This is a genomic window from Pseudomonas sp. TAE6080 (genome assembly GCF_018732265.1).
In the GTDB taxonomy this organism is placed as follows: Bacteria; Pseudomonadota; Gammaproteobacteria; order Pseudomonadales; family Pseudomonadaceae; genus Aquipseudomonas; species Aquipseudomonas brenneri.
The window spans coordinates 20,440-43,397 of the sequence record NZ_JAHIDY010000046.1; the positions used below are offsets into that span (position 1 = coordinate 20,440).

Annotated in this window: 21 protein-coding genes; 11 read left to right on the plus strand and 10 right to left on the minus strand. The window is 60.9% G+C overall.

Features of this window, described 5'->3' with window-relative positions:
- Positions 1–226: 226 nt before the first annotated feature.
- The 3 genes from KL786_RS25195 to KL786_RS25205 all read left to right on the plus strand — a co-directional run bounded on the left by KL786_RS25195 (position 227) and on the right by KL786_RS25205 (position 2,871).
- Positions 227–1,672 (plus strand): purine-cytosine permease family protein, encoded by a 1,446-nt coding sequence (locus tag KL786_RS25195; RefSeq protein ID WP_215519351.1) that lies wholly within the window; start codon positions 227–229, stop codon positions 1,670–1,672.
- On the plus strand, positions 1,669–2,484 hold the full coding sequence (locus KL786_RS25200; protein WP_215519352.1) for a nitrilase-related carbon-nitrogen hydrolase: 816 nt from the start codon (positions 1,669–1,671) through the stop codon (positions 2,482–2,484). Before KL786_RS25195 ends, KL786_RS25200 begins: the two co-directional genes overlap by 4 nt.
- Before the next feature lie 186 nt (positions 2,485–2,670).
- A complete protein-coding gene (locus KL786_RS25205; RefSeq protein WP_215519353.1) occupies positions 2,671–2,871 on the plus strand; it encodes a hypothetical protein in 201 nt (66 codons plus the stop codon).
- 50 nt (positions 2,872–2,921) lie between these two features.
- On the opposite strand, the gene gbcB is transcribed toward KL786_RS25205, so the two are convergent.
- A complete protein-coding gene (gbcB, locus tag KL786_RS25210; RefSeq protein ID WP_215519354.1) occupies positions 2,922–4,022 on the minus strand; it encodes a glycine betaine monooxygenase reductase subunit in 1,101 nt (366 codons plus the stop codon).
- A 281-nt stretch (positions 4,023–4,303) separates the two neighbouring features.
- Here gbcB and gbca point away from each other — a divergent pair, with 281 nt between their 5' ends.
- Positions 4,304–5,599, plus strand: a complete 1,296-nt coding sequence (gbca, locus tag KL786_RS25215) for a glycine betaine monooxygenase oxygenase subunit (protein WP_215519355.1) — start codon at positions 4,304–4,306, stop codon at positions 5,597–5,599.
- A 690-nt stretch (positions 5,600–6,289) separates the two neighbouring features.
- Here gbca and KL786_RS25220 read toward each other — a convergent pair.
- The 7 genes from KL786_RS25220 to KL786_RS25250 all read right to left on the minus strand — a co-directional run bounded on the left by KL786_RS25220 (position 6,290) and on the right by KL786_RS25250 (position 14,712).
- Positions 6,290–6,856 (minus strand): GNAT family N-acetyltransferase, encoded by a 567-nt coding sequence (locus KL786_RS25220; protein WP_215519356.1) that lies wholly within the window; start codon positions 6,854–6,856, stop codon positions 6,290–6,292.
- 97 nt (positions 6,857–6,953) lie between these two features.
- Positions 6,954–7,724 (minus strand): electron transfer flavoprotein subunit beta, encoded by a 771-nt coding sequence (etfB, locus tag KL786_RS25225; protein ID WP_154843036.1) that lies wholly within the window; start codon positions 7,722–7,724, stop codon positions 6,954–6,956.
- A 15-nt stretch (positions 7,725–7,739) separates the two neighbouring features.
- Positions 7,740–8,960, minus strand: coding sequence for an electron transfer flavoprotein subunit alpha (etfA, locus tag KL786_RS25230; RefSeq protein WP_215519357.1), 1,221 nt, complete (start codon positions 8,958–8,960; stop codon positions 7,740–7,742).
- Positions 8,960–10,903, minus strand: a complete 1,944-nt coding sequence (dgcB, locus tag KL786_RS25235) for a dimethylglycine demethylation protein DgcB (RefSeq protein WP_215519358.1) — start codon at positions 10,901–10,903, stop codon at positions 8,960–8,962. The genes etfA and dgcB overlap by 1 nt, the downstream gene beginning before the upstream one ends.
- A 155-nt stretch (positions 10,904–11,058) precedes the next feature.
- Positions 11,059–13,119 carry a dimethylglycine demethylation protein DgcA gene (dgcA, locus tag KL786_RS25240; RefSeq protein ID WP_215519359.1) on the minus strand — a complete coding sequence of 687 codons (2,061 nt, stop codon included), beginning with the start codon at positions 13,117–13,119 and terminating at the stop codon, positions 11,059–11,061.
- Positions 13,120–13,134: 15 nt separating this feature from the next.
- Positions 13,135–13,665: a DUF5943 domain-containing protein gene (locus KL786_RS25245; protein ID WP_215519360.1), complete on the minus strand. Its 531-nt coding sequence runs from the start codon at positions 13,663–13,665 to the stop codon at positions 13,135–13,137.
- A 69-nt stretch (positions 13,666–13,734) separates the two neighbouring features.
- A complete protein-coding gene (locus KL786_RS25250; protein ID WP_014720245.1) occupies positions 13,735–14,712 on the minus strand; it encodes a dipeptidase in 978 nt (325 codons plus the stop codon).
- A gap of 220 nt (positions 14,713–14,932) precedes the next feature.
- Here KL786_RS25250 and KL786_RS25255 point away from each other — a divergent pair, with 220 nt between their 5' ends.
- Together KL786_RS25255 and KL786_RS25260 are read left to right on the plus strand one after the other, a co-directional pair.
- Positions 14,933–15,334: a lysozyme inhibitor LprI family protein gene (locus KL786_RS25255; protein ID WP_032858661.1), complete on the plus strand. Its 402-nt coding sequence runs from the start codon at positions 14,933–14,935 to the stop codon at positions 15,332–15,334.
- A gap of 42 nt (positions 15,335–15,376) precedes the next feature.
- Positions 15,377–15,784 (plus strand): DUF3010 family protein, encoded by a 408-nt coding sequence (locus tag KL786_RS25260; protein WP_215519361.1) that lies wholly within the window; start codon positions 15,377–15,379, stop codon positions 15,782–15,784.
- Between the two features lie 125 nt (positions 15,785–15,909).
- Here KL786_RS25260 and KL786_RS25265 read toward each other — a convergent pair whose 3' ends face one another.
- Positions 15,910–16,845, minus strand: coding sequence for a GlxA family transcriptional regulator (locus tag KL786_RS25265; protein ID WP_215519362.1), 936 nt, complete (start codon positions 16,843–16,845; stop codon positions 15,910–15,912).
- Between the two features lie 194 nt (positions 16,846–17,039).
- On the opposite strand from KL786_RS25265, the gene choX reads away from it, so the two are divergent.
- The 5 genes from choX to KL786_RS25290 all read left to right on the plus strand — a co-directional run bounded on the left by choX (position 17,040) and on the right by KL786_RS25290 (position 21,251).
- Positions 17,040–17,978: a choline ABC transporter substrate-binding protein gene (choX, locus tag KL786_RS25270; protein WP_215519363.1), complete on the plus strand. Its 939-nt coding sequence runs from the start codon at positions 17,040–17,042 to the stop codon at positions 17,976–17,978.
- A 74-nt stretch (positions 17,979–18,052) separates the two neighbouring features.
- A complete protein-coding gene (cdhC, locus tag KL786_RS25275; RefSeq protein WP_065942713.1) occupies positions 18,053–18,940 on the plus strand; it encodes a 3-dehydrocarnitine:acetyl-CoA trimethylamine transferase CdhC in 888 nt (295 codons plus the stop codon).
- 164 nt (positions 18,941–19,104) lie between these two features.
- Positions 19,105–20,070, plus strand: a complete 966-nt coding sequence (locus KL786_RS25280; protein ID WP_215519364.1) for an L-carnitine dehydrogenase — start codon at positions 19,105–19,107, stop codon at positions 20,068–20,070.
- Between the two features lie 73 nt (positions 20,071–20,143).
- Positions 20,144–20,617: a thioesterase family protein gene (locus KL786_RS25285; RefSeq protein ID WP_215519365.1), complete on the plus strand. Its 474-nt coding sequence runs from the start codon at positions 20,144–20,146 to the stop codon at positions 20,615–20,617.
- Between the two features lie 370 nt (positions 20,618–20,987).
- Complete coding sequence (locus KL786_RS25290; RefSeq protein ID WP_029300669.1) at positions 20,988–21,251, plus strand: hypothetical protein; 264 nt, start codon at positions 20,988–20,990, stop codon at positions 21,249–21,251.
- A gap of 96 nt (positions 21,252–21,347) precedes the next feature.
- Here the strand turns inward: KL786_RS25290 and gbdR are convergent, their stop codons facing one another.
- Positions 21,348–22,451: a choline metabolism transcriptional regulator GbdR gene (gene gbdR, locus KL786_RS25295; protein WP_215519366.1), complete on the minus strand. Its 1,104-nt coding sequence runs from the start codon at positions 22,449–22,451 to the stop codon at positions 21,348–21,350.
- Between the last annotated feature and the right edge of the window lie 507 nt (positions 22,452–22,958).

Consider the following 22,958-nt stretch of genomic DNA (forward strand, 5'->3'; position numbering starts at 1 on the left):
CTCTACTACAAGGCTAAAGGCGACTGCGACGGGACTGAGGATCAGCCTAGAAGATCTTCTAGGCTGCAGTTATATCGCTTTGCAATAAGAGTGCGGGGTTCCATCGCCACTGATAAAAACCCATTACTTACGAAAAGTCTGAAGTGATTATTTATAGATCACGATTCAATTGGCTCACCAGTTACCCGATGCTGCGGCACTCACTATAAAAACAAGCCGTGAATCTATGAACGCCCTATCTGACAAGACGGCTCCTCCCGTCACACCCGGCCTGAAAATCGAGACCCGTTCCATTGACTATGTGCCGCGCAACGAACGGCACGGCAAAGTCTGGCACCAAGGTCCCTTTTGGTTCACCGGCAATTTCGTCCTCACCACCATGGTCACCGGGTTCACCGGCGCTGCGCTGGGCTTGAGCCTGGTCTATGCAATCCTGGCGATTGTCATCGGCGTGGGCCTGGGCACTTTCGCCATGGCCTTCCACGCCAACCAGGGCCCGCGCATGGGCTTGCCGCAGATGATCCAGTCGCGGGCCCAGTTCGGCCTGCGCGGGGCGATCGTACCGTTCATCGCCGTGATCTTTGTGTACATCGGCTTCAACGTGTTCAACGTGATTCTCGCCACCGACGCCATCAACACGGTCCTGCCGGGAAGCCGGGCGCCGTGGTATGCGCTGATGATCATCCTTGCGGTGGTGATTGCGGTGATCGGCCATGACTTGCTGCACACCGTGCAACGCTGGCTGACCTACGTGATGATCAGCGTGTTCGCGGTACTGACCGTCGCCGCCTTGATGAGCCTGTCAGCCGATGCGGCGGTGGCCGAGGCGCATTTCTCCTGGTCAGCGTTCCTGATCCAGCTCAGCGCCGCGGCCGGTTATCAGATCAGCTACGCCGTCTATGTCTCGGACTACTCGCGCTATCTGCCCCACCAAACCCCGTCGCGCCGGGTGATTTTCTGGACATACCTGGGCGCTGCCGGCTCAGCCCTGTGGCTGATGTCGCTGGGCGCATTCCTGGCCTCGGCCCTGCCTTCTCCCGATGCCATCGGCAGCGTGCGCACCGTGGGCAACCAAGTAATTCCCGGCTTCGGCACCTTTACCGTGCTGATCGCGGTGCCAGCACTGGTTGGCATCATGGCAGTCAACTGCTATGGCGCGATGCTGACCGGTATCAGTGCCATCGACGGCTTCGTGAAGATCCAGCCGCGCCTCAAGAGCCGGGTCATCGGCATCGGCCTGGTAGCGGTGATCATTTTCCTGATCGCCTTGAGCATTCCCGACAGCTACCTGGCCAGCTTCAATACGTTTGTGCTGCTAATGTTGTACTTCCTGGTGCCGTGGACCGCCGTCAACCTCGCGGACTTCTACCTGGTGCGCAAAGGCCAATACGCCATCAGCGACATCTTCAACCCCGCCGGCATCTATGGCCAATGGGGCAAGGCCGGCCTGGTTGCGTACTGCCTGGGCCTGGTGTCGATGATCCCGTTCATGTCGCTGAGTTTCTATGAAGGGCCGGCCGCCGTGGCGCTGGGCGGGGCTGACATCGCGTTCGTGATTGGCCTGGGCGTTTCCGCGGCCATCTATTGCATGATGAGCCGTAACCTTGACCGTGATGCCGAACGCCGTGCCATTATCGCCAGCGAGGCCATGCTGGAAGGTAATAAACCATGAATACCCTACGTGTCATCTGTCACCAACTCGCACCGCGTATCGCCGATGTGGAACACAACCGCACACTCAGCGCCGAGGCTATTCGCGGTGCGGCGGCGCTGGGCGCGCAGGTGGTGGTGTTGCCGGAGTTGATGCAAAGCGGCTATGTGTTCAATGACCGTCAGGAAGCCCTGGCGGTATCCGAGGCGCTGGACGGCCCGACACTCACCCTGTGGAAAACCCTCGCGAGCGAGCTGGGCATCATTGTCGTGGCCGGGTTTTGTGAGCGGCTGGCGGCAGACCACCTAGCCAACAGCGCAGCGCTGATCGAACCCGACGGCAGGCTGACGGTGTACCGCAAGGTGCATTTGTGGGATCGCGAAAAGTTGATCTTCACCCCCGGCAGCGAGCCCCCACCGCTGGTCGAAACCGCTGTCGGGCGCATCGCCATGATGATCTGCTACGACCTGGAATTGCCCGAGTGGGTACGCCTGGCAGCACTGGCCGGGGCCGACCTGCTCTGTGTCCCCGTGAACTGGCCGGACGGCCCGCGCCCAGCCGGCGAGAGGCCGGCAGAAATAGTCCGGGTCCAGGCCAACGCCGCAGTCAACCGCATGTTCATCGCCGCTTGCGACCGTCATGGCGAAGAGCGGGGCGTCAACTGGGTGGGGGGATCCGTGATTGTCGACGCCGATGGCTACCCCTTGGCCGGTGCAGTCTCACATCAGAAAGAACAGCGCCTGGTGGCTGACCTGCCGCTGGCCCAGGCCAGGGACAAATTCATCAGCGAGCACAACCACGTACATCAAGACCGTCGGCCGGGTTTGTACTGAGCCCTGTGCTGCATACTGGCGGATTGCCGAGACTGTTTTTTGATATTTCTGACAGCTACCAATCCGTTTTTCATGGACTAGGATCTTGTGACCCGCAAGGAAAAGGCCGCTGCAGAGGTCACCTTCCGGGCCAAACTGCCTGCCGAATAATCGGCCGGAAACGGAAATCCAGCAGAGTACTACACCATGGAAAATCAAAACTTCGGCATCATCCTGAAAAGTGACACCCAACTCTCGACCACCATCGTAGGCTGGGATGACTTCAGGAAACTGGCGCAAGTCGGTGACATCATCCAGGAACCTGGCAGGACCTTGAGAATCACTGAAAAAGTCTTCGAACCGACAGCTTCAGGCGAGCAATTCGCGATCCATATCTACGCACGTTAATCCCTGCCGCTGATCGTTCCCACCTTCGCGGGGGAACGATCAGCGGGGGATTAGAACTCGATGCGCACATCCCCCTTGGGCACGCTGCAGCACGACAGGATGTAACCCTCGGCTTCGTCCTCCTCAGTGATGCCGCCGTTGTGCTCCATTTCCACTTCTCCGCCCAACTTCATGACCTTGCAGGTCCCGCAAATACCCATGCCGCAAGCCTTGGGAATCAGCAGGCCGAGCTTGGCCGCCGCCGCATGGACCGTTTCGCCCGGCGCCACACGGATGCTTTTCCCAGACGCAATGAACTCCACCTGGTGCAGGTCCGCCAGGTCAATTTCCGGCGCGTCCGCTGCTTGTTCGGCTTGCTCCACCGCGTCGGCACGGGCTTCCGGCGGCGTGGCACCGAAAGACTCCTCGTGATAACGCGCCATGTCGAAACCGGCCACTTCCAACAAGCGCTTGACGGCATTCATGTACGGCGTGGGGCCGCAACAGAACACTTCGCGCTCAAGGAAGTCCGGCACCATCAACTCCAGCATCTTGTGGTTCAGGTACCCGCGATACCCGGCCCAGGGCTCACCCAGACCGTGCTTCTCGCAGATCAGGTGCAGGCTGAAGTTGTCGATCCGCGAGGCCATGTGCTCCAACTCGCGGTGGTAGATGATGTCTTTGGGCGAGCGCGCGCTGTGGATAAAGGTCATGTCGACATTGGCGTTGGTGTCGTAGAACCAACGGGCCATGGACATCACCGGCGTGATCCCCACGCCACCGCTCAGGTACAACACCTTCGGGCTCGGGAAGTCGATGGCATTGAACAACCCAACCGGGCCGTGTACCGCCAGCTCTTGCCCTTCATGCAGGGTGTCGTGCAGCCAGTTGGAAACCCGTCCGCCCGGTACGCGCTTGATCGTCACCGAAAAGCTGTAGGGCACCGACGGCGAACTGGAAATGGTGTAGGAGCGCATGATCGGCTGGCCTTCGATTTCCAGCTCCAGGGTGACGAACTGCCCCGGCTTGAAAAAGAACAGGATCGGCTGGTCAGCCATAAAGCAGAAGGTGCGCACGTCCCAGGTTTCCTGGATGACTTTGACGCAACGGACAATGTGTCGACCATTGGCCCAGGTCTGGGTGGTGACAGGATTCAGGAAGCTGTTGGACATGCTGTTCTCCACGGCCGTAGTTCGGCTTGATGCTGGCGATTCTGCGTAAGGCCGCTACCTGCCATTTACCTATCTGCGACATTCGCATACTTATCGCGACCAGCCCCCATACCACTGGGGTTGCGCGTCGGGAACAGAGTGGGCCATGTCGTTAATGGATAAGGTTGCGGGCACCGCCGGGCCCACACTCGCAGCCAACAACGACGCTTTCTTTACGCCTTGCTGCAAACCTGATTAGCCACTTATCGCGGCCACACAGAATGGCCTTGAGGACACACACGATGGACGTCACCGCAACCCTGAGCTTGGGCGATCCGCTGGAACCCGCACGCAAGGCCACCGCACAAATGCTGCAAGAACGCGAGCGCACGTTCTCGCTGCCGCAGCCGTTTTATTCTGACCAGCGACTGTTCGATATCGACATGCAGGAGATCTTCCAGAAGGAATGGTTGATCGCCGGCATGACTTGCGAAATCCCCACCAAGGGCAATTACCTGACCCTGCAGATCGGCAAAAACCCGATCATCGTGATTCGTGGTGCCGAAGGCGTGGTGCATGCCTTTCACAACGTCTGCCGCCATCGCGGTTCGCGCTTGTGCACCAGCGACAAGGGCAAGGTCGCCAAACTGGTTTGCCACTACCACCAGTGGACCTACGAACTCGACGGGCGCCTGCTGTTCGCCGGCACCGAGATGGGCGCCGACTTCGACATGAAGCAATACGGCCTCAAGCCAGTGAACGTGAAGACCGCCGGCGGCTACATCTTCATCAGCCTGGCCGAGAACCCGCCGGCCATCGATGACTTTCTGTCGACGCTGAACCACTACATGGAACCCTACGACATGGAAAACACCAAGGTGGCGATCCAGACCACCTTGTTCGAAAAAGCCAACTGGAAACTGGTGCTGGAAAACAACCGCGAGTGCTACCACTGCAACGCCTCGCACCCCGAGCTGCTGAAAACCCTGCTGGAATGGGACGACGTCACCGACCCACGGGCCGACCAGGCCTTCAAGGACCACGTCGCCGCGTCAGCCGCCGCCTGGGACGCCGAGAAAATCCCTTACGCCCACGCCAGCTTCGGCCTGCGTAACCGCATCGTGCGCATGCCGCTGCTCAAGGGCACCGTATCCATGACCCTGGATGGCAAACAGGGCTGCAAGAAATTGATGGGCCGGATCCAGAACCCGGACCTGGGCTCGATGCGCATCCTGCACCTGCCACACTCGTGGAACCACTGCATGGGCGATCACATCATCGTCTTCACCGTATGGCCAATCAGCGCCCAGGAAACCATGGTCACCACCAAGTGGCTGGTGCACAAGGACGCCGTGGAAGGTGTGGACTACGACGTCGAGCGCATGCGCCAGGTGTGGGACGCGACCAATGACCAGGACCGTCGCCTGGCCGAAGAGAACCAGCGCGGGATCAACTCCACCGCTTACCAGCCGGGGCCGTACTCCAAGACCTATGAGTTTGGCGTGGTGAACTTTGTGGACTGGTACAGCGAGCGTATGCTCAACAACCTGGGAGCAGCACCGGCGCCATACCTCAAGGGCGTTGCCGCACACGAGTAACTGACCCACCGAGCATCAAACTGTGGGGGCGGGCTTGCCCCCACAGTTTGGCTCTCCACTTGGTCACAAATTGATCATCGCGCCTCCAGCCCACTACTAACCTGCCCTCCAGCCATCGCCCAACAACTTATCCACAAACCAACCCACAGCAATTGTGGGCAACTGCTCTCTCCCCTCAAAATAAAACCAAGAAAATCCGTGACTTATTCAAATAAGCGGATTCTATCCAGCATCGATCATTTTTTGATCAAAAGCCTACAGACCACGGTTTATATAGGCTGTAGAGAAACGCAAACACCTTATCCACAGAAGCGCCAACAGACTTTGGGGGCAACTTTGGCTTATCTGTGGAAAACCATCTGAAACCGAGCAAAATCGAGGCTTTGCGCGAAGACTCAAGCTGAAATGGCAATATTGATCATATTTCAACCAATCCACTACAAGCCTTTATCTATAAGGCCTGTAGCGGATAGCGAACATCTTATCCACAGAAGCACCAACAGACTTTGGGGGCAACTCTGGGTCGGAGTTTTTCCTTATCCACAGAAAAAGCCCAGTAAAAACCGTCGCTTAGGTTGGTTGTTTTTCGTACAGAGGGCTGCATGGCCTGATTCTATTGGGATGTGGACAGCCGCGAACAGGTTATCCACAGAGGGTTCAACAGGGATTGTGGGTAACCGCAATCAAAGATTACGGGTACTGCATCAAATAGGCCTCACCGGTCACAGCCAGCATCGGGTGGGGGGTTACCTGACAACTGCCGACGATACGAAAACCATGGCGCTTGTAAAACCTCAGGGCCCCCGTATTGGCCGCATAGTCAATCAGGCTCAAGCCGATAAGCCCCAGGCGGTCGGCCCGCTCTCGGGCATGGGCGAGAAATTGCACACCCAGGCCTTGGTTACGCCAACCTTCGTGCAACGCCAAGCTGGAAATATAGAGGGTATCGGGGATTTCCAGGTCCGCGTAGGGCGCGAGGACGGGATCGGTAACCGGCTCTGCATCCGGGTCATGGCGCATGACATAGCTGTGCATCATGCCCACCACTGCGCCTTCCGATTCGGCGATCAGGCAATTCTCATAGGAGAAATCCACCCCTGAACGTGCATAACGACGGGTACCAACGTCCAGAAGGTCCTGGCCCGGCTCTGCCAGTTGGCTCCAGATGTATGCGGCGGCCCCCTCTGAAGAAATCAGAAACAGGCGGGCAATATCACGTGCATCGGCAGGTAATGCCGGACGAAACAGGATGGGCATAGGGCTGATTCCTTTGGTTGAAAGTTCTTTGTTTAGTCGCCCTCCATGGTGCTGGCAAGCTCACCGGCAATCGCATGTATGAGTGATTATTTCGGCCCTATCGAACCACGCCTTCCTCAATCAGCAATTTGAGAATCGCGTCCGCACCCGCCTCAGGACCGATCCCCTTGAGCACCTGCCCACCGCCGCCGCTGGCCTTGGCCGTGGCGGCCTTCATACGGTCGGCGCCGCTCTTGGCCTTGATCACTTTGAGGCGCTTGGGCCGAGGCTTGGCCGGTTGCAGCACGGCGCCTGTGAATAACTCATCGTCCACCACCTGCACGTCGTGCTCCTGCAGGACGCCGCGCTGGGCTGGGCCATAGGCACTTTGCCGAGGCTTGGGCCCGGCGTTATCCACCGTGGCCAGGAACGGCAGGCGTACTTTCAGGCGCCGCCGCTGACCACGCGGCAAGGCTTGCAGCACATGGGCCACACCGCTGTCGATGGACTCCACCTGGGCCAGCCCGACAATCAGTGGCCAGCCCAATTGCTCGGCCAACAGGAAGGGCAACATGCCCGAGCCTTCGCCGGTTTCCGCCTGGCTGCCGGTAAGCACCACCTGGGCGCCAGCGTCGCGTAGATAGTCACCGAGCACCGGCAAGGCATCGGCGCCGGCCGGTTGTTCCAGCACATGCAACTGCGCAAGCCCCATGCCCAGATAGGCACGCAGGGTCGGTTCGGCGATGTCGCCGGCATGCAGCACTTGCAAGTTATCCCCAGCCAGTTGCAGCCCCAGCTCGACGGCGCGCGCATCCTGCTCGGCACGGCGAGGCCGGCCGGAGGTCGGGTGGGCGCCGATGGATACCAGACTGATTACATGGGTCGTCATGGCCATATCCTTTGCTTAAGCCGCATCGCGCTTGGCGCCGTTGCGGTGGGCCTGGACCGCAGCGATCAAGGCCCGGAGAATTTCAGCGCTATCACCAATCACCGACAAGTCGGCACGCTTGATCATGTCGCAACCCGGGTCGAGGTTGATGGCCACCACCTTGTCGCAGGCACCGATGCCTTGCAGGTGCTGGATCGCCCCGGAGATCCCCACGGCCACATACACCCGCGCGGTGACCCAGATGCCACTGGCGCCAACCTGGCGATCACGGGCCATGAAGCCATCGTCCACGGCCACCCGCGACGCACCTTCGGTGGCACCCAGGGCGGCGGCGGTCTGGTGGAACAGGTCCCAATCCTTGACCCCGTTGCCACCGGAGAAAATAAACTCGGCCTCGGCCATGGGAATCGCACCGGGATCCACCGCCACCGCGCCCAGATCCTCGATACGCGGCAAACTGCGCGCCAGGGCTGTGGATAACTCCACTGGCAATACTTCGTGGCGCGTATCGCTGACGGGATCGGCACATTCCACGGCGGCCAGGATCAGCCTTGGCAGCGCTCGCGCCAAGTCTTGCTGGCCCGCACCGGCACGGCCGATGCACTCGTTGCCCTTGATCTGCCAGACCCGGGTTGCCGGGCGCTCCTTGAGGCTCGCGGCAAAGCGCCGCCCCAGTTCGCCACCGCCACTGCGGCTGTCGGGCAGCAGCCAGTGACGCGGGCTGAACTGGTTATCCACAGCCCGCAGGCCGTGGACCCGTTGCTCCGGTGAATAACCGTCGAATTCGCGGCCGTCCAACACCAGCAGGCGGTCCACGCCGGCCGTGTCGAACGCGCTTTCCTTGTGCTCGCCAAACACCACCGCCAGCACCGCGCCGTCGCTGCCGGCGAGTTGCCGCGCCAGGCCCAGCAAGTCGCGGTCGTGGCTGCTCAGGCGGCCGCCGACCATATCCGGCACCACGTTGATGTAGAACGCCGGGGCTGGCACCTGATGCAGCGGCAACTGCACTTGCACCGCTGCCGTGCGCTTGGTGGCGCCACCCTGCTGGGCGCCGCTGCGGTCGATACGCTTGATGCCGTTGGGGCCGATAAAACCCATGCCGTGCACATTCTTGCGGATGATGCCGTTAGGCCCCATCCAACTGTGCTGCTCCGGTTGCATTGCCGCATGCAGCGGGTGCAGGCGGTTGCGGGCGATCCATTCGGCCCGTGGGTCGCGGCGGATAATGTCGCTCATCAGTGCACCTCCGCAGGTTCACGCGAATTCGGGGTCTTGGCCGGTGCAGGCTCTTCGAGCAGGGCATCCGCCACCAGTTCGGCAATGTCTTTGATCAGGGGGCGTGGCTCGACCACCCCTTCGAGCATCGCCGTGCACTGTGGACAACCGACGGCCACCAGTTCGGCGCCGGTCTCGCGGATGTCTTCCATGCGCATGTCGGGGATGCGCTGCTTGCCGGGAATATCGGTGATCGGCGCGCCGCCCCCGCCGCCACAGCAACGGGAACGGAAGCCCGAACGCTGCATCTCCTTGACCTCGATCCCCAACGCCCGCAGCACTTGGCGCGGCGCCTCGTACTCGCCGTTGTAACGACCCAGGTAGCACGGGTCGTGATAGGTCACGCTGTTGCCTTTGTGCTGGCCCAGGTTCAGCGCGCCGGCGTCGATCAGCTCGGCCATGTAGGTGCTGTGGTGCTGCACCCGGTAATGGCCGTCGAAGGCGCCGTATTCGTTTTTCAGCACATGGAAACTGTGGGGATCGCAGGTCACGATGCGCTGGAAGCGGTACTTGGCCAGGGTCTGGATATTGCGCGCGGCCAGTAGTTGGAAGGTCGCCTCATCACCCAGGCGCCGGGCCACGTCGCCGCTATCGCGCTCCTCCAGGCCCAGCACAGCGAAGTCGACCTTGGCCGCCTTCAGCACTTTGACGAAGGCGCGCAAGGTCCGCTGGTTACGCATGTCGAAGGCGCCGTCGCCGACCCAGAACAGTACGTCGGTGGTGTGCTTGTCGCCGAGCAACGGCAGGTTCAAGTCCGCCGCCCAGTTCATCCGCCCGCCTGGGGCAAATCCGCCGGGGTTGTCGGTGGCGATCAGGTTCTCCAGGACCTCGGCGCCCTTGTTCGGCGTCGCGCCTTTTTCCAGGGTCAGGTGGCGGCGCATATCGACGATGGCGTCCACGTGCTCGATCATCATCGGGCACTCTTCGACACAGGCGCGGCAGGTGGTGCAGGACCACAAGGTCTCGGCGTCCACCAGGCCGTTGACGATCGGTTGATGGGGGTTGCCACTGTGCTCGCCAATGGCCTTGCCCGGATACGGGCTGCCAGCGAACTTGGCATCGGTGCCACCGGCCAGGCCGACCACCATGTCCTGGATCAACTTTTTCGGGTTCAACGGCTGGCCGGCAGCGAAGGCCGGGCACGCGGCTTCGCACTTGCCGCACTGCACGCAGGCGTCGAAACCGAGCAGTTGATTCCAGGTGAAATCCTTGGGTTTTTCCACGCCCAATGGCGCGCTTTTGTCGCTCAGGTCCAGCGGCTTGAGGCCCGTGGAACGGCCACCGCCAAAACGTTCGGCGCGGCGGTGCCAGGCCAGGTGCAGGGCACCGGCAAACGCGTGCTTCATCGGCCCGCCCCAGGTCATGCCGAAGAACATCTCCGACACGCCCCACAGCACGCCCGCACCGAGCAGCGCAGCCAGCAGCCAGCCACCGAAGTCGGCAGGCAGGATCCCGGCCACCGGCAAGGTCACCAGGAAGAAACTGACCGAGAACGCCATCAGGCTTTTCGGCAGGCGCATCCACGGGCCTTTCGACAGGCGCGCGGGTGGGTTGCGTCGACGCAGATAGACGAAAGTGGCACCAACAAACATCAATACCGAGGCCAGCAGCAAGGCGTAGCCGAGGATGCGATTCTGCAGGCCGAAACCGTGCACCAGAATCGCCAGCAACGCCGACAACACAAAGCCCAGCGCGGTAGCAACGTGGGTGTTGGCGATGTATTTGTCACGGGCGACCACGTGGTGCAGGTCGACCATGTAGCGTTTGGGCATGGCCAATAGGCCGCCTAGCAGGTCGACCTTGGCGGCACGGCCACGGCGCCACATGTTCACCCGGCGCAAAGCGCCGAGGACAGCCAGGCCCAGCGCCGCAAACAGGAGAATCGGAAGAAGGGTGTTCAACATGGTGAAGCTCCCACAGACCACACAGCTCTAATGTGGGAGCGGGCTTGCTCGCGAAGGCGGTGCATCAGCCACCGGATGTATCGACTGACACACCGCTTTCGCGAGCAAGCCCGCTCCCACATTTTTGACCGAGTCCACATTGGTTCGGTGTTGGGTCAGAAATCCTTGCACAGGCGCAGGGCGTCATAGATCGCGGCGTGGGTATTGCGCTGGGCCACACAGTCACCGATGCGGAACAGCAAATACCCTTCCCCCGGTTCGCTCAGGCACGGTTGCGGCTTGATCGCGAACAACGCTTCGACGTCCATCTGCCCCTTGTTGCGCGCCCCTTGCTTGAGGGCGTAGTAGATTTCTTCATCCGGGCGCACGCCGTTTTCCACCACCACCTGGTCCACCACCCGCTCTTCCTTGGCGCCGGTGTATTCGTTCTCCAGCACTGCGATCAGCTTGTCGCCCTCGCGGTAGACCTTCTCCAGCATCATGTCGCCGGTCATGATCACTTCCTTGGGGTACATGCTGCGGTAGTAGGTCGGGAACGACGTACCGCCGATGGCCACGCCAGGCTTGATGTCGTCGGTGACGATCTCGACCTGGCAACCCTTGTCGGCCAGAAAGTCGGCCACTGACATGCCGGTGAATTCACAGATGGTGTCGTACACCAGCACGTTCTTGCCCGGCGCCACCTTGCCGTCGAGCACATCCCAACTGCTGACCACCAGGCCTTCGGCTGCGCCCCAGTGTTCGTTCTGCTCAATGAACGGATGCCCGCCCACCGCCAGCACCACCACATCGGGGCGTAGGTCGAGGATGGTGTCGGCATCCGCCGCCACGCCCAGGCGCAGGTCGACGTTGAGCCGTGCCAGTTCCAGCTGGAACCAGCGAGTGATACCGGCGATCTGGTCGCGCTGCGGTGCCTTGGACGCGGTGGTGATCTGCCCACCGATAAAGTCTTTTTTCTCGAACAGGGTCACATCGTGGCCACGCTCGGCAGCGACCCGAGCGGCCTCCATCCCGGCCGGGCCGGCACCGACCACGACCACTTTGCGTTTGGGCCCGGTGGATTTCTCGATGATGTGCGGCACCCCCATGTATTCCCTGGAGGTCGCGGCGTTCTGGATGCACAGCACGTCCAGGCCCTGATACTGGCGGTCGATGCAATAGTTGGCGCCGACGCACTGCTTGATCTGGTCGATCTGGCCCATCTTGATCTTGGCGATCAGGTGCGGGTCGGCCATGTGCGCGCGGGTCATGCCGACCATGTCCACATAGCCGCCTTCGAGGATGCGCGTGGCCTGGTTCGGGTCCTTGATGTTCTGCGCGTGCAGCACCGGGGACTTGACCACTTCCTTGATGCCGGCCGCCAAGTGCAGGAACGGCTCCGGTGGGTAACTCATGTTCGGAATCACGTTGGCCAGGGTGTTGTGGGTGTCACACCCCGAGCCGACCACCCCGATAAAGTCGAGCATGCCGGTGTCGTCGTAGTACTTGGCGATCTGTTTCATGTCCTCGTGGGACAAACCGTCCGGATGGAACTCATCCCCGCACAAACGGATGCCCACGCAAAAATCCGGGCCGACTTCGGCGCGCACGGCCTTGAGCACTTCCAGGCCGAAACGCATGCGATTTTCGAAGCTGCCGCCCCACTCATCAGTACGTTTGTTGACCCGCGGGCTCCAGAACTGGTCGATCATGTGCTGGTGCACCGCCGACAGTTCCACGCCATCCAGGCCACCGGCCTTGGCCCGGCCTGCGGCGCTGGCGTAGTTGCCGATCACGCGCCAGATTTCTTCCGGCTCGATGGTCTTGCACGTAGCGCGGTGTACCGGCTCACGTACGCCGGAGGGCGACATCAGGGTCGGCCAGTTGAAGCCGTCCCAACGCGAGCGACGGCCCATGTGGGTAATCTGGATCATGATCTTGGCGCCATGCTTGTGCATCGCGTCAGCCAGGTTCTGGAAGTGCGGGATGATGCGGTCGGTGGACAGGTTCACCGAACTCCACCATTCCTGCGGGCTGTCGATCGCCACCACGGAGGAGCCGCCACAGATCGCCAGGCCAATACCGCCCTTGGCTTTCTCTTCGTAATACCGGATGTAGCGCTCAGTGGTCATCCCGCCGTCGGTGGCATACACCTCAGCGTGGGCGGTACTGAGCACACGGTTGCGGATGGTCAGTTTGCCGATCTGGATCGGCGCAAACATTGCTTCGAAAGCCATGGCACGGTCCTCGGCTTACAACGGCTTGACGGTGAACAGACCGTCGTCGTGGCCCTCTTCGGAGCCTCCGTAGACTTGTTCGGCGACGGTGCGGATGCTGCTGCCGCGCGCTTGCAGAATCTGGTCCATGGCGCCGGCAAACCAGCCGGTGAACATGTAGTCGACCTTGCGCCCGACCTTGCCGTACACGTAGACGAATGCCGAGTGTTCAAGCTTGACGCTGGCGGTGCCCTTGTCGAGGTCGATGTCCTGGATCTTGAACAGGCCCCAGCCGCGCTGCGACAGGCGCTTCATGTAGTGTTCGAACACTGCGACGCCTTGCAGGCCATGGCATTCGGCTTCTTTTTCACACCAGTGCCAGGCGGATTTGTAGCCGGCCTTGTAGAGGATTTCGGCGTAGGCATCAGCACCCAGCACCTCTTCGATGCCCATGTGGTTGTTGACGAAGAAATGACGCGGTACGTACAGCATCGGCAAGGCGTCGGAAGTCCAGACACCGGTTTCGCTGTCGACTTCAATAGGCAATTGCGGGGCGATCTTGGCCATGGAAACTCAACTCCAGAAAATTCTTGGTAATGCCCCGACGCGAATGGCCGGGGGAGAAAAAACGGTGGCTTATTCGCCCCAGACGTCTTTCAACACGTTGACCCAGTTCTCGCCCATGATCTTGCGTACCACGCGCTCGCTGTGGCCGCGCTTGAGCAGGGTTTCGGTCAGGTTGGGGAACTCGCCCACGGTGCGGATGCCGAGCGGGTTGATGATCTTGCCGAAGCTGGTCAGCCGACGGGCGTAGCCCTTGTCATGGGTCAGCATTTCGAAGAAATCCTGGCCATGGCCCTGGGTGAAGTCGGTGCCGATGCCGATGGCGTCTTCGCCGACGATGTTCATGGTGTATTCGATGGCTTCGGCATAATCGTCGATGGTCGAATCGATACCCTTGGCCAGGAAGGGCGCAAACATGGTCACGCCGACAAAACCACCGTGGTCGGCAATGAACTTGAGTTCTTCATCGGACTTGTTGCGCGGGTGCTCTTTCAGGCCGGACGGCAGGCAGTGGGAGTAGCACACCGGTTTTTTCGATTCGAGGATGACTTCTTCGCTGGTCTTGGAGCCGACGTGGGACAGGTCGCACATGATGCCGACGCGGTTCATCTCGCCGACGATCTCGCGTCCGAAGCCCGACAGGCCGCCGTCACGCTCATAGCAGCCGGTGCCCACCAGGTTCTGGGTGTTGTAGCACATCTGCACCACGCCGACGCCGAGCTGCTTGAAGATCTCGACGTAGCCGAGCTGGTCTTCAAAGGCATGGGCATTCTGGAAGCCGAAGATGATGCCAGTCTTGCCCTGCTCCTTGGCGCGGCGAATATCGGCAGTGGTTTTCACCGGGATCACCAGGTCGCTGTTCTCGCGGATCAGGGTCTGGCTGGCCACAATGTTATTGATCGTGGCCTGGAAGCCTTCCCACACCGACACTGTGCAGTTGGCGGCAGTCAGGCCACCCTTGCGCATGTCCTCGAACAGGTCGCGGTTCCACTTGGCAATGATCAGCCCATCGATAACGATGCTGTCGGCGTGTAGTTCGGCTGGGCTCATCAGGCGTCCCCTTATTGGCGATTCATGCGCCGAATCGTCTGCCGGCGCTTTGGGGCCAGCATATGCCCAGGGGCCGGTGGAGCCGGGTGCAAAAACGACAGGGGAATTGCCGAAAGCGTCAATCCACGACAAAGGGTGCTAAGACGTGTCTGTCCTGCATCTGTTCTTTGGCCTACGCTTGAGCCAGAATTCGACCCATCCACCGATATGAGAAGGCGCAATGAAACCGATTTTCCTGGCTTTGGCACTCCTCGCCACCGGCGTCCACGCAGCCGAAGACACCGACAGCACCCCGTGTGATGGCATCGAAAACGACAAACAGACCCTGGAATGCGCCTCCTACAACAAAACCACTGCCCAAGAGCTGCTCAAGGATAACTACCAGGGCCTGCTGGAACGCATGGGGTCTACCTATGCCAGCGATAAGGCACAGTTGGCGGACATCACCGCTCGTCTGAAGGATGCCCAGCAGAAGTGGGAAAAACTGCGGGATGCCGATTGCGCGGTGGACACCTTCCCGGCCGTGACCGGCACCAAGGCCTACGCCATTGCGCAGAATGACTGCCTGGCACGGATGAGTGATGAGCGGTCGGAGTTTTTGGAGTCGATTGGCCAGGAATAAGCGACAATTGCGCGCATCCTTTCCTCTGAACCAAGGCCACCCATGACTCTCTGCGGCATCGAAATCAAAGGCAGCGAAGCGATCATCGCCGTTGCCGCCCAGGACCTGACGCACGTCGCCCTGCCCAGCAAAAAAATTGCCCTCGACGATGACGACGAGGCCGCCAACGTCAAAGCCTTCGCCAGCCAGGTGGCCGCGTTTGTGCGCGACAACGGCATCACCCGCATCGCAATCAAGAAGCGCAGCAAGAAAGGCGAGTTCGCCGGCGGCCCGACCACCTTCAAGATCGAAGGCGTGCTGCAGTTGCTGGACGGCGTTGACGTGACTCTGCTGTCGCCGCAAACCATCAATGCACAGAACAAGAAGCACAACTTCGATCTGCCGGCGACGCTGAACAAGTACCAGCATGAGGCGTTCAAAACCGCGTGCTCGGCCTTGGTAAAAAAATAAGCCACACCACACATCCAATGTGGGAGCTGGCTTGCCTGCGATAGCGGTGTATCAGTTGGCAAATAAGTTGCTGACCCACAGCGATCGCAGGCAAGCCAGCTCCCACATTTTGGTTGGCGTATGCCCTACCGCCGCCGATCCTCCCGCGGACACCTGGCAAACCGCGCCCGGTAGCTGCGGGTGAAATACGACGGCGATTCAAACCCGCAGGCAATGCTCACCTCCAGCACGCTCATGCCGCTCTGGCGCAGCAGTTGCCGGGCCTTTTCCAGGCGCAGCCCGAGGTAGAAGTTGCTTGGCGTTTCGTTCAGATGCAGGCGGAACAGGCGCTCCAGTTGGCGCCGTGTGACCTTGATCATCTCCGCCAGCGCCAGGGTGCTCAGGGGCGGTTCGGTATGTAGCTCCATCTCGCCAATCACTTGCACCAACTTCTGGTTATTGATGCCATAGCGCGTGGCGATCTGCATGCGCTGGTGGTCTTTGCGCGGGCGGATACGGCCCAGTACGAACTGCTCCGAAACCTGGATCGCCAGCTCCGGGCCATGGGCCTGGCTGATCAGGTCAAGCATCAGGTCGATGGAGGCGGTGCCGCCGGCGCAAGTGATGCGCCGGCGGTCGATTTCGAACAGTTCCTGGGTCACGGCCAGTGAGGGATAGGACTCCTTGAAGGCATCAATGGCTTCCCAGTGCAGGGTCAGGCGGTAGCCATCGAGCAGGCCGGCCTGGGCCAGGACGAAGCTGCCGGTGTCGATGGCGCCGAGGGTCACACCGTCATGATCGAGGCGGCGCAGCCAGTGCTCCAGGGTTGGCGTGACGAACTCCAGCGGCTCGAAGCCGGCCACCACCAGCAACGTCGCGCCTTTTTTCAGTGGCGCAAGCCCCTCGTCAGCGTTCACCGACATGCCATTGCTCGCCAACACCGCGCCGCCATCGGCACTCAATACGTGCCAGCGATACAGCTCGCCGCGAAAACGGTTGGCCACGCGCAGCGGTTCGATCGCCGAGATAAAACCGATGGCGGAAAAGCCGGGCATCAGCAAAAAATAAAAGTCCTGGGACATACAAGCGCTCTCGTCAGGCGGGCAGCGTGTGTTGTGTGATACGCCAGTTCAATCGCCCATTCAAGAGTACGGGTCGCCACAGTGCAAGAGCAGGTCGCCGCCGTGCGTTTTGCCGGGTATCAAGGTGAGTAACTTGGCGACACGGCGCACAAAGACGCCGGAACCCACAATAACGACCTGCCGAGGGATCCATCATGAACCGACTGATCAGCCGCTGCGTGCTCGCACTCAGCGCCGTCTTGAGCACCAGCCTGTGGGCCGCCGATGCCACCTCCTGTAAAAACGTGCGCATGGGCGTGGTGAACTGGACCGACGTGATCGCCACCAGCGCCATGACCCAGGTGCTGCTCGACGGCCTCGGCTACACCACCAAGCAAACCAGCGCTTCCCAGCAAATCATCTTCGCCGGCATTCGCGACCAGCGCCTGGACCTGTTCCTCGGCTACTGGAACCCGCTGATGACCCAGACCATCACGCCTTTCGTCGACGCCGGGCAAGTGAAAGTCCTCGACTCGCCCAGCCTCAAGGACGCGCGCGCCACCCTCGCCGTGCCGACCTACCTCGCAGACAAGGGCCTGAAAACCTTTGCCGACATTGCCAGGTTCCAGAAAGAGCTGGGCGGCAAGATCTACGGCATCGAACCCGGCTCGGGCGCCAATATCCAGATCAAGGCGATGATCGCCAAGAACCAGTTCGGCCTGGGCAAGTTCCAACTGGTGGAGTCCAGCGAGGCTGGCATGCTCGCCGCCGTAGACCGCGCCGTGCGTCGCAAGGAGGCCGTGGTGTTCTTTGGCTGGGCGCCGCACCCGATGAACGTCAACGTCGCGATGACCTATCTGTCCGGCAGCGAAGGTGCGCTGGGGCCCAATGAAGGCATGGCCACGGTCTGGACCGTCACCGCGCCGACCTACGCCGAGCAATGCCCGAACGTGCACAAGCTGCTGACCAACCTGACCTTCACCGCCGCCGACGAGAGCCGCATGATGCAGCCGCTGCTGGATCACAAGGACGCATTCGAATCGGCCAAACAATGGCTCAAGGATCACCCCCAGGACCAGCAGCGCTGGCTGGAAGGCGTGACCACCTTCGATGGCAAGCCGGCGGCCGCCAATCTGCAATTGACCAGCAAGTAACTTTTCCTGAATCCCCGTTTCGCGGCCATCAACGGCCGCGAACGGCACCCTCACGCCTGTAAGGAACCCGCCCCATGAACCACGACGTCATCATCACCTGCGCACTCACCGGTGCTGGCGACACGAGCGCCAGAAGCCCACACGTGCCGGTCACTCCAAAACAGATCGCCGCTGCGGCGGTGGAGGCTGCCAAAGCCGGCGCCACCGTAGTCCACTGTCATGTGCGCGACCCACACACCGGCAAATTCAGCCGCGACGTAGCGCTGTACCGTGAAGTGATGGAGCGCATCCGCGAGGCGGATATCGACATCATCGTCAACCTCACCGCCGGCATGGGCGGCGACCTGGAAATCGGTGGCGGCGAGCATCCCATGGAGTTCGGCCCCAACACCGACCTGGTCGGCCCGTTGACCCGCCTGGCCCACGTCGAAGAACTGCTGCCGGAAATCTGCACCCTGGACTGCGGCACCCTGAACTTCGGCGATGGCGACACCATTTACGTGTCTACCCCGGCCCAACTGCGTGCGGGCGCCAAGCGCATCCAGGAGCTGGGGGTGAAGGCCGAGTTGGAGATTTTCGACACCGGCCACCTGTGGTTCGCCAAGCAGATGATCAAGGAAGGGCTACTCGACAACCCGTTGTTCCAACTGTGCCTGGGCATCCCCTGGGGCGCACCGGCCGACACCACCACCATGAAAGCCATGGTCGACAACCTGCCTGCTGATGCGGTGTGGGCCGGGTTTGGCATTGGCCGCATGCAAATGCCGATGGCGGCACAAGCGGTGCTGCTGGGCGGCAATGTGCGGGTCGGGCTGGAAGACAATCTGTGGTTGGACAAAGGCGTGCTGGCGACCAATGGGCAACTGGTGGAACGCGCCGGGGAAATCCTCAGCCGCCTGGGCGCGCGGATTCTGACCCCTGCTGAAGGCCGCACAAAAATGGGCCTGACCAAACGCAGCTAATCCCCCTGCCGCAACCCGCTCAAAAATGTGGGAGCTGGCTTGCCTGCGATAGCGGTGGGTCAGTGCCAAATGCATCAACTGAAACACCGCTATCGCAGGCAAGCCAGCTCCCACAGTGAGCCTCTTTAGCACTGGAAATTACCGAACTTCTTTAGGACGCCACCATGAGCTTTATCACCGAAATCAAAACCTTCGCCGCCCTGGGCAGCGGTGTCATCGGCAGTGGCTGGGTGTCCCGTGCCCTCGCCCACGGCCTGGATGTGGTGGCCTGGGACCCAGCGCCCGGCGCCGAAGCCGCGTTGCGCAAACGCGTCGCCAACGCCTGGGGCGCCCTGGAGAAACAAGGCCTGGCCCCCGGCGCCTCCCAGGACCGTCTGCGCTTTGTCGCGACCATCGAAGAGTGCGTGAAAGACGCCGACTTCATCCAGGAAAGCGCCCCGGAACGCCTGGAGCTGAAACTTGAACTGCACAGCAAGATCAGCGCGGCCGCCAAGCCCAATGCGCTGATTGGCTCCAGCACCTCGGGCCTGTTGCCCAGCGAGTTCTACGAAAGCGCCACCCACCCGCAACGCTGCGTGGTCGGCCACCCGTTCAACCCGGTGTACCTGCTGCCGCTGGTAGAAGTAGTGGGCGGCAAACACACCGCACCCGAAGCAATCCAGGCAGCCATCAAAGTCTACGAGTCCCTCGGCATGCGCCCCTTGCATGTGCGCAAGGAAGTGCCGGGGTTTATCGCCGACCGCTTGCTCGAAGCGCTGTGGCGCGAGGCGCTGCACCTGGTCAACGACGGTGTGGCGACCACCGGCGAGATCGACGATGCGATCCGCTTTGGCGCCGGTTTGCGCTGGTCGTTCATGGGCACGTTCCTGACCTACACCCTGGCCGGCGGCGATGCCGGCATGCGGCATTTCATGGCGCAATTCGGCCCGGCACTGCAACTGCCGTGGACCTACCTGCCGGCGCCGGAACTGACGGACAAACTGATTGATGACGTGGTCGATGGCACCCGCGAGCAGTTGGGCAGCCATAGCATTTCAGCGCTGGAGCGCTATCGTGATGATTGTTTGCTGGCGGTACTGGAAGCGGTGAAGACCACCAAGGCCAAACACGGCATGAGCTTCACTGAATAACTGCTGTTGATTTCTGTGGGAGCTGGCTTGCCTGCTCCCACAGTTGACCGAGTACAGATCCGGGATTCATGACATGCCTACGCTGAGCACCTACACCACCAAAATCATCCCCGACTGGGTCGATTACAACGGCCACCTGCGCGATGCGTTCTACCTGCTGATCTTCAGCTACGCCACGGATGCGTTGATGGACACCTTGGGCCTGGACAGCGACAACCGCGAAGCCAGCGGCCATTCGCTGTTCACCCTGGAACTGCATCTGAACTACCTGCACGAAGTGAAACTGGGCGCCGACGTTGAAGTGCATACCCAACTGATCGCCCATGACAGCAAACGCCTGCACCTCTATCACAGCCTGCATCTGGTCGGCGAAGCACGGGAACTGGCGGGCAATGAACAGATGCTGCTGCACGTCGACCTGGCCGGGCCACGTTCAGCACCCTTCAGCGCGGCGGTTGCACAGCGGTTGGCAGTTATCAGTACCGAACAAGCCGACCTGCCCCGGCCCGCCCTGCTCGGTCGCATCATCGGCCTGCCCCAACGCTAACCCTGTAGGAGCGAGCTCGCTCGCGAAAATCGTTAACGAAGACGCGGGGCACCAGGAAGAACGCGACGCCCTTGAGTTTTTCGCGAGCAAGCTCGCTCCTACAGAACGGCAAAAACAGCCATAAAAAAGCCCCGATCAAGCCGTGACAAGATCGAGGCAGAGTGCTTTGTGTGAGCGTGCGTCCCGAGGGTGACCAAACCTTCAACCCGCTTGCTTGAGGCCAGTGTGCCCGCAACGCTTGCCGGTAACTGGCCCGAAAGCGACATGCTCATAGTCGTTCCTGCCATTGTGGCATTCAGGTCTTGCCGACCCGTTGATGGCCCACCAGAATCGAACCTGATCGAAGTCTCCCCTAACCAGGATGAACATCATGATGCACGCCGATTTGATTGATCAGGATGACCTGTTGAGCCAACTGCGCTCGCTGGGTTTCGAGGTGTCCAGCGGCGCCACCGCCGAGCAGGCCTGTGAGTGCGCGGTACGCGGTTTGAGTGAAGCGCGGGCCAAGGCGCTCAAGGGCATGGTCGAGCAGATGTATACCGGCAGCGCGACGATTCTGCCGGCGGTACGCCAGGCGATTGATAAGCAGTTGTTGCCGGCCCTGGTGCAGTTCAAACAGAACTCCGGGGCCTGATATACCGCATTCGCGAGCAAGCCCGCTCCCACATTTGAAGGTATACACACATCAAAATGTGGGAGCGGGCTTGCTCGCGAATACAGGCGACTCGGTCTACAGCCTTACACTGGCAAACGTCGACTCATTGCGCGCCTGGCTCAACGCCGACATCGGCCCGGCCAACGGTGACAACACCAGCGCCTGCGGAATCGGCATCATCGCCACTTGCTGGGTGGTATTGGAGCCTACGCGCTCATCCCGTGGCGGAATGCCGAAGTATTCGCGGTAGCACTTGGAGAAGTGCGGCGTGGACACAAACCCGCACACCGACGCCACTTCGATGATCGACATCGGCGTTTGCTTGAGCAACTGCCGGGCGCGAATCAGGCGCAGCTTGAGGTAGTAGCGCGACGGCGAGCAGTGCAGGTATTTCTGGAACAGCCGCTCCAACTGGCGCCGCGAGACGGCGACGTACACCGCCAGCTCATCGAGGTCGATCGGCTCTTCCAGGTTGGCTTCCATCAGCGCGACGATTTCCTGCAGCTTCGGCTGGTTGGTGCCGAGCATGTGCTTGAGCGGCACACGCTGGTGATCCTGTTCGTTGCGGATGCGCTCGTACACGAACATCTCGGAGATTGCCGCCGACAGTTCACGGCCGTGGTCGCGGCTGATCAGGTGCAGCATCATGTCCAGCGGTGCGGTGCCGCCCGAACTGGTGAAGCGGTTACGGTCGAGGGTGAACAGGCGTGTGCTCATGGCCACGCGCGGGAAAGCTTCCTGCATCGACGCCAGGCATTCCCAGTGCACGCTGCAATCAAAGCCGTCCAACAGACCAGCGCAAGCCAGGGCCCAACTGCCGGTACACACCGCGCCAAGACGACGGGACTGGCGCGCCTGGCTTTGTAGCCACGACACATGCTCGCGGGTCACGGTGCGCTGGATACCCACGCCGCCACAGACAATCACAACGTCCAGGGCCGGGGCTTTGTGCATGGAGCAATCGGGGGTGATTTGCAGGCCATCGCTGGCCCAAACCTGATTGCCGTCGACGCTCAAGGTGGTCCAGCGATACAGCTCGCGACCGGACAACTGGTTGGCCATGCGCAGCGGTTCGACTGCGGACGCCAGGGAAATCAGCGTGAAATTGTCCAGCAGCAAAAAGCCGATGGATTGAGGCGCACGGTTCTGGGGTTGAGCCCCGGAGTTGAACGACGTCATCGCGGTATCTCCTCACACAAAGCGGGTGATGGCCTCAGGCGAGGCTCTTGTTATTGCACTCTTCGTCCATCAGGAGAGAGGCTTTGAATTGATAGAGCAATTGCCATGCCTAAAGTTGAATAGGCATTCAATAACTCCTGAAAACGACCTGCTGAGGCGTCTATATAAGCCCACGCGCGGCGTGAGGATATGAGTAAGAAAAGTCCTACGCCCAGGCTCTGTGAGCAGATCGGTAGCACTTGTGGGAAGGCGCTTTCAGGGCGTAGGAAAAGTGTGTCACCGCACGCACAGGTGACGGGGGGCAGGCGGGGTATCGTTTGGGAGCTACTTATCTGTTTGCGACGCGCTAAAAGGTGGCGCTTTTGGTTGGGGTGTTCACTTTATGAGCAGCGGTGACCTGTCTACCGTCATCGCGAGCAAGCCCGCACCCACATTTTGATCTGTGAATACAGCCAAATGGACTGCCCCCGAAAAGTTGGACAGTTTCAGCTAGCAGCCTCAGCAGCA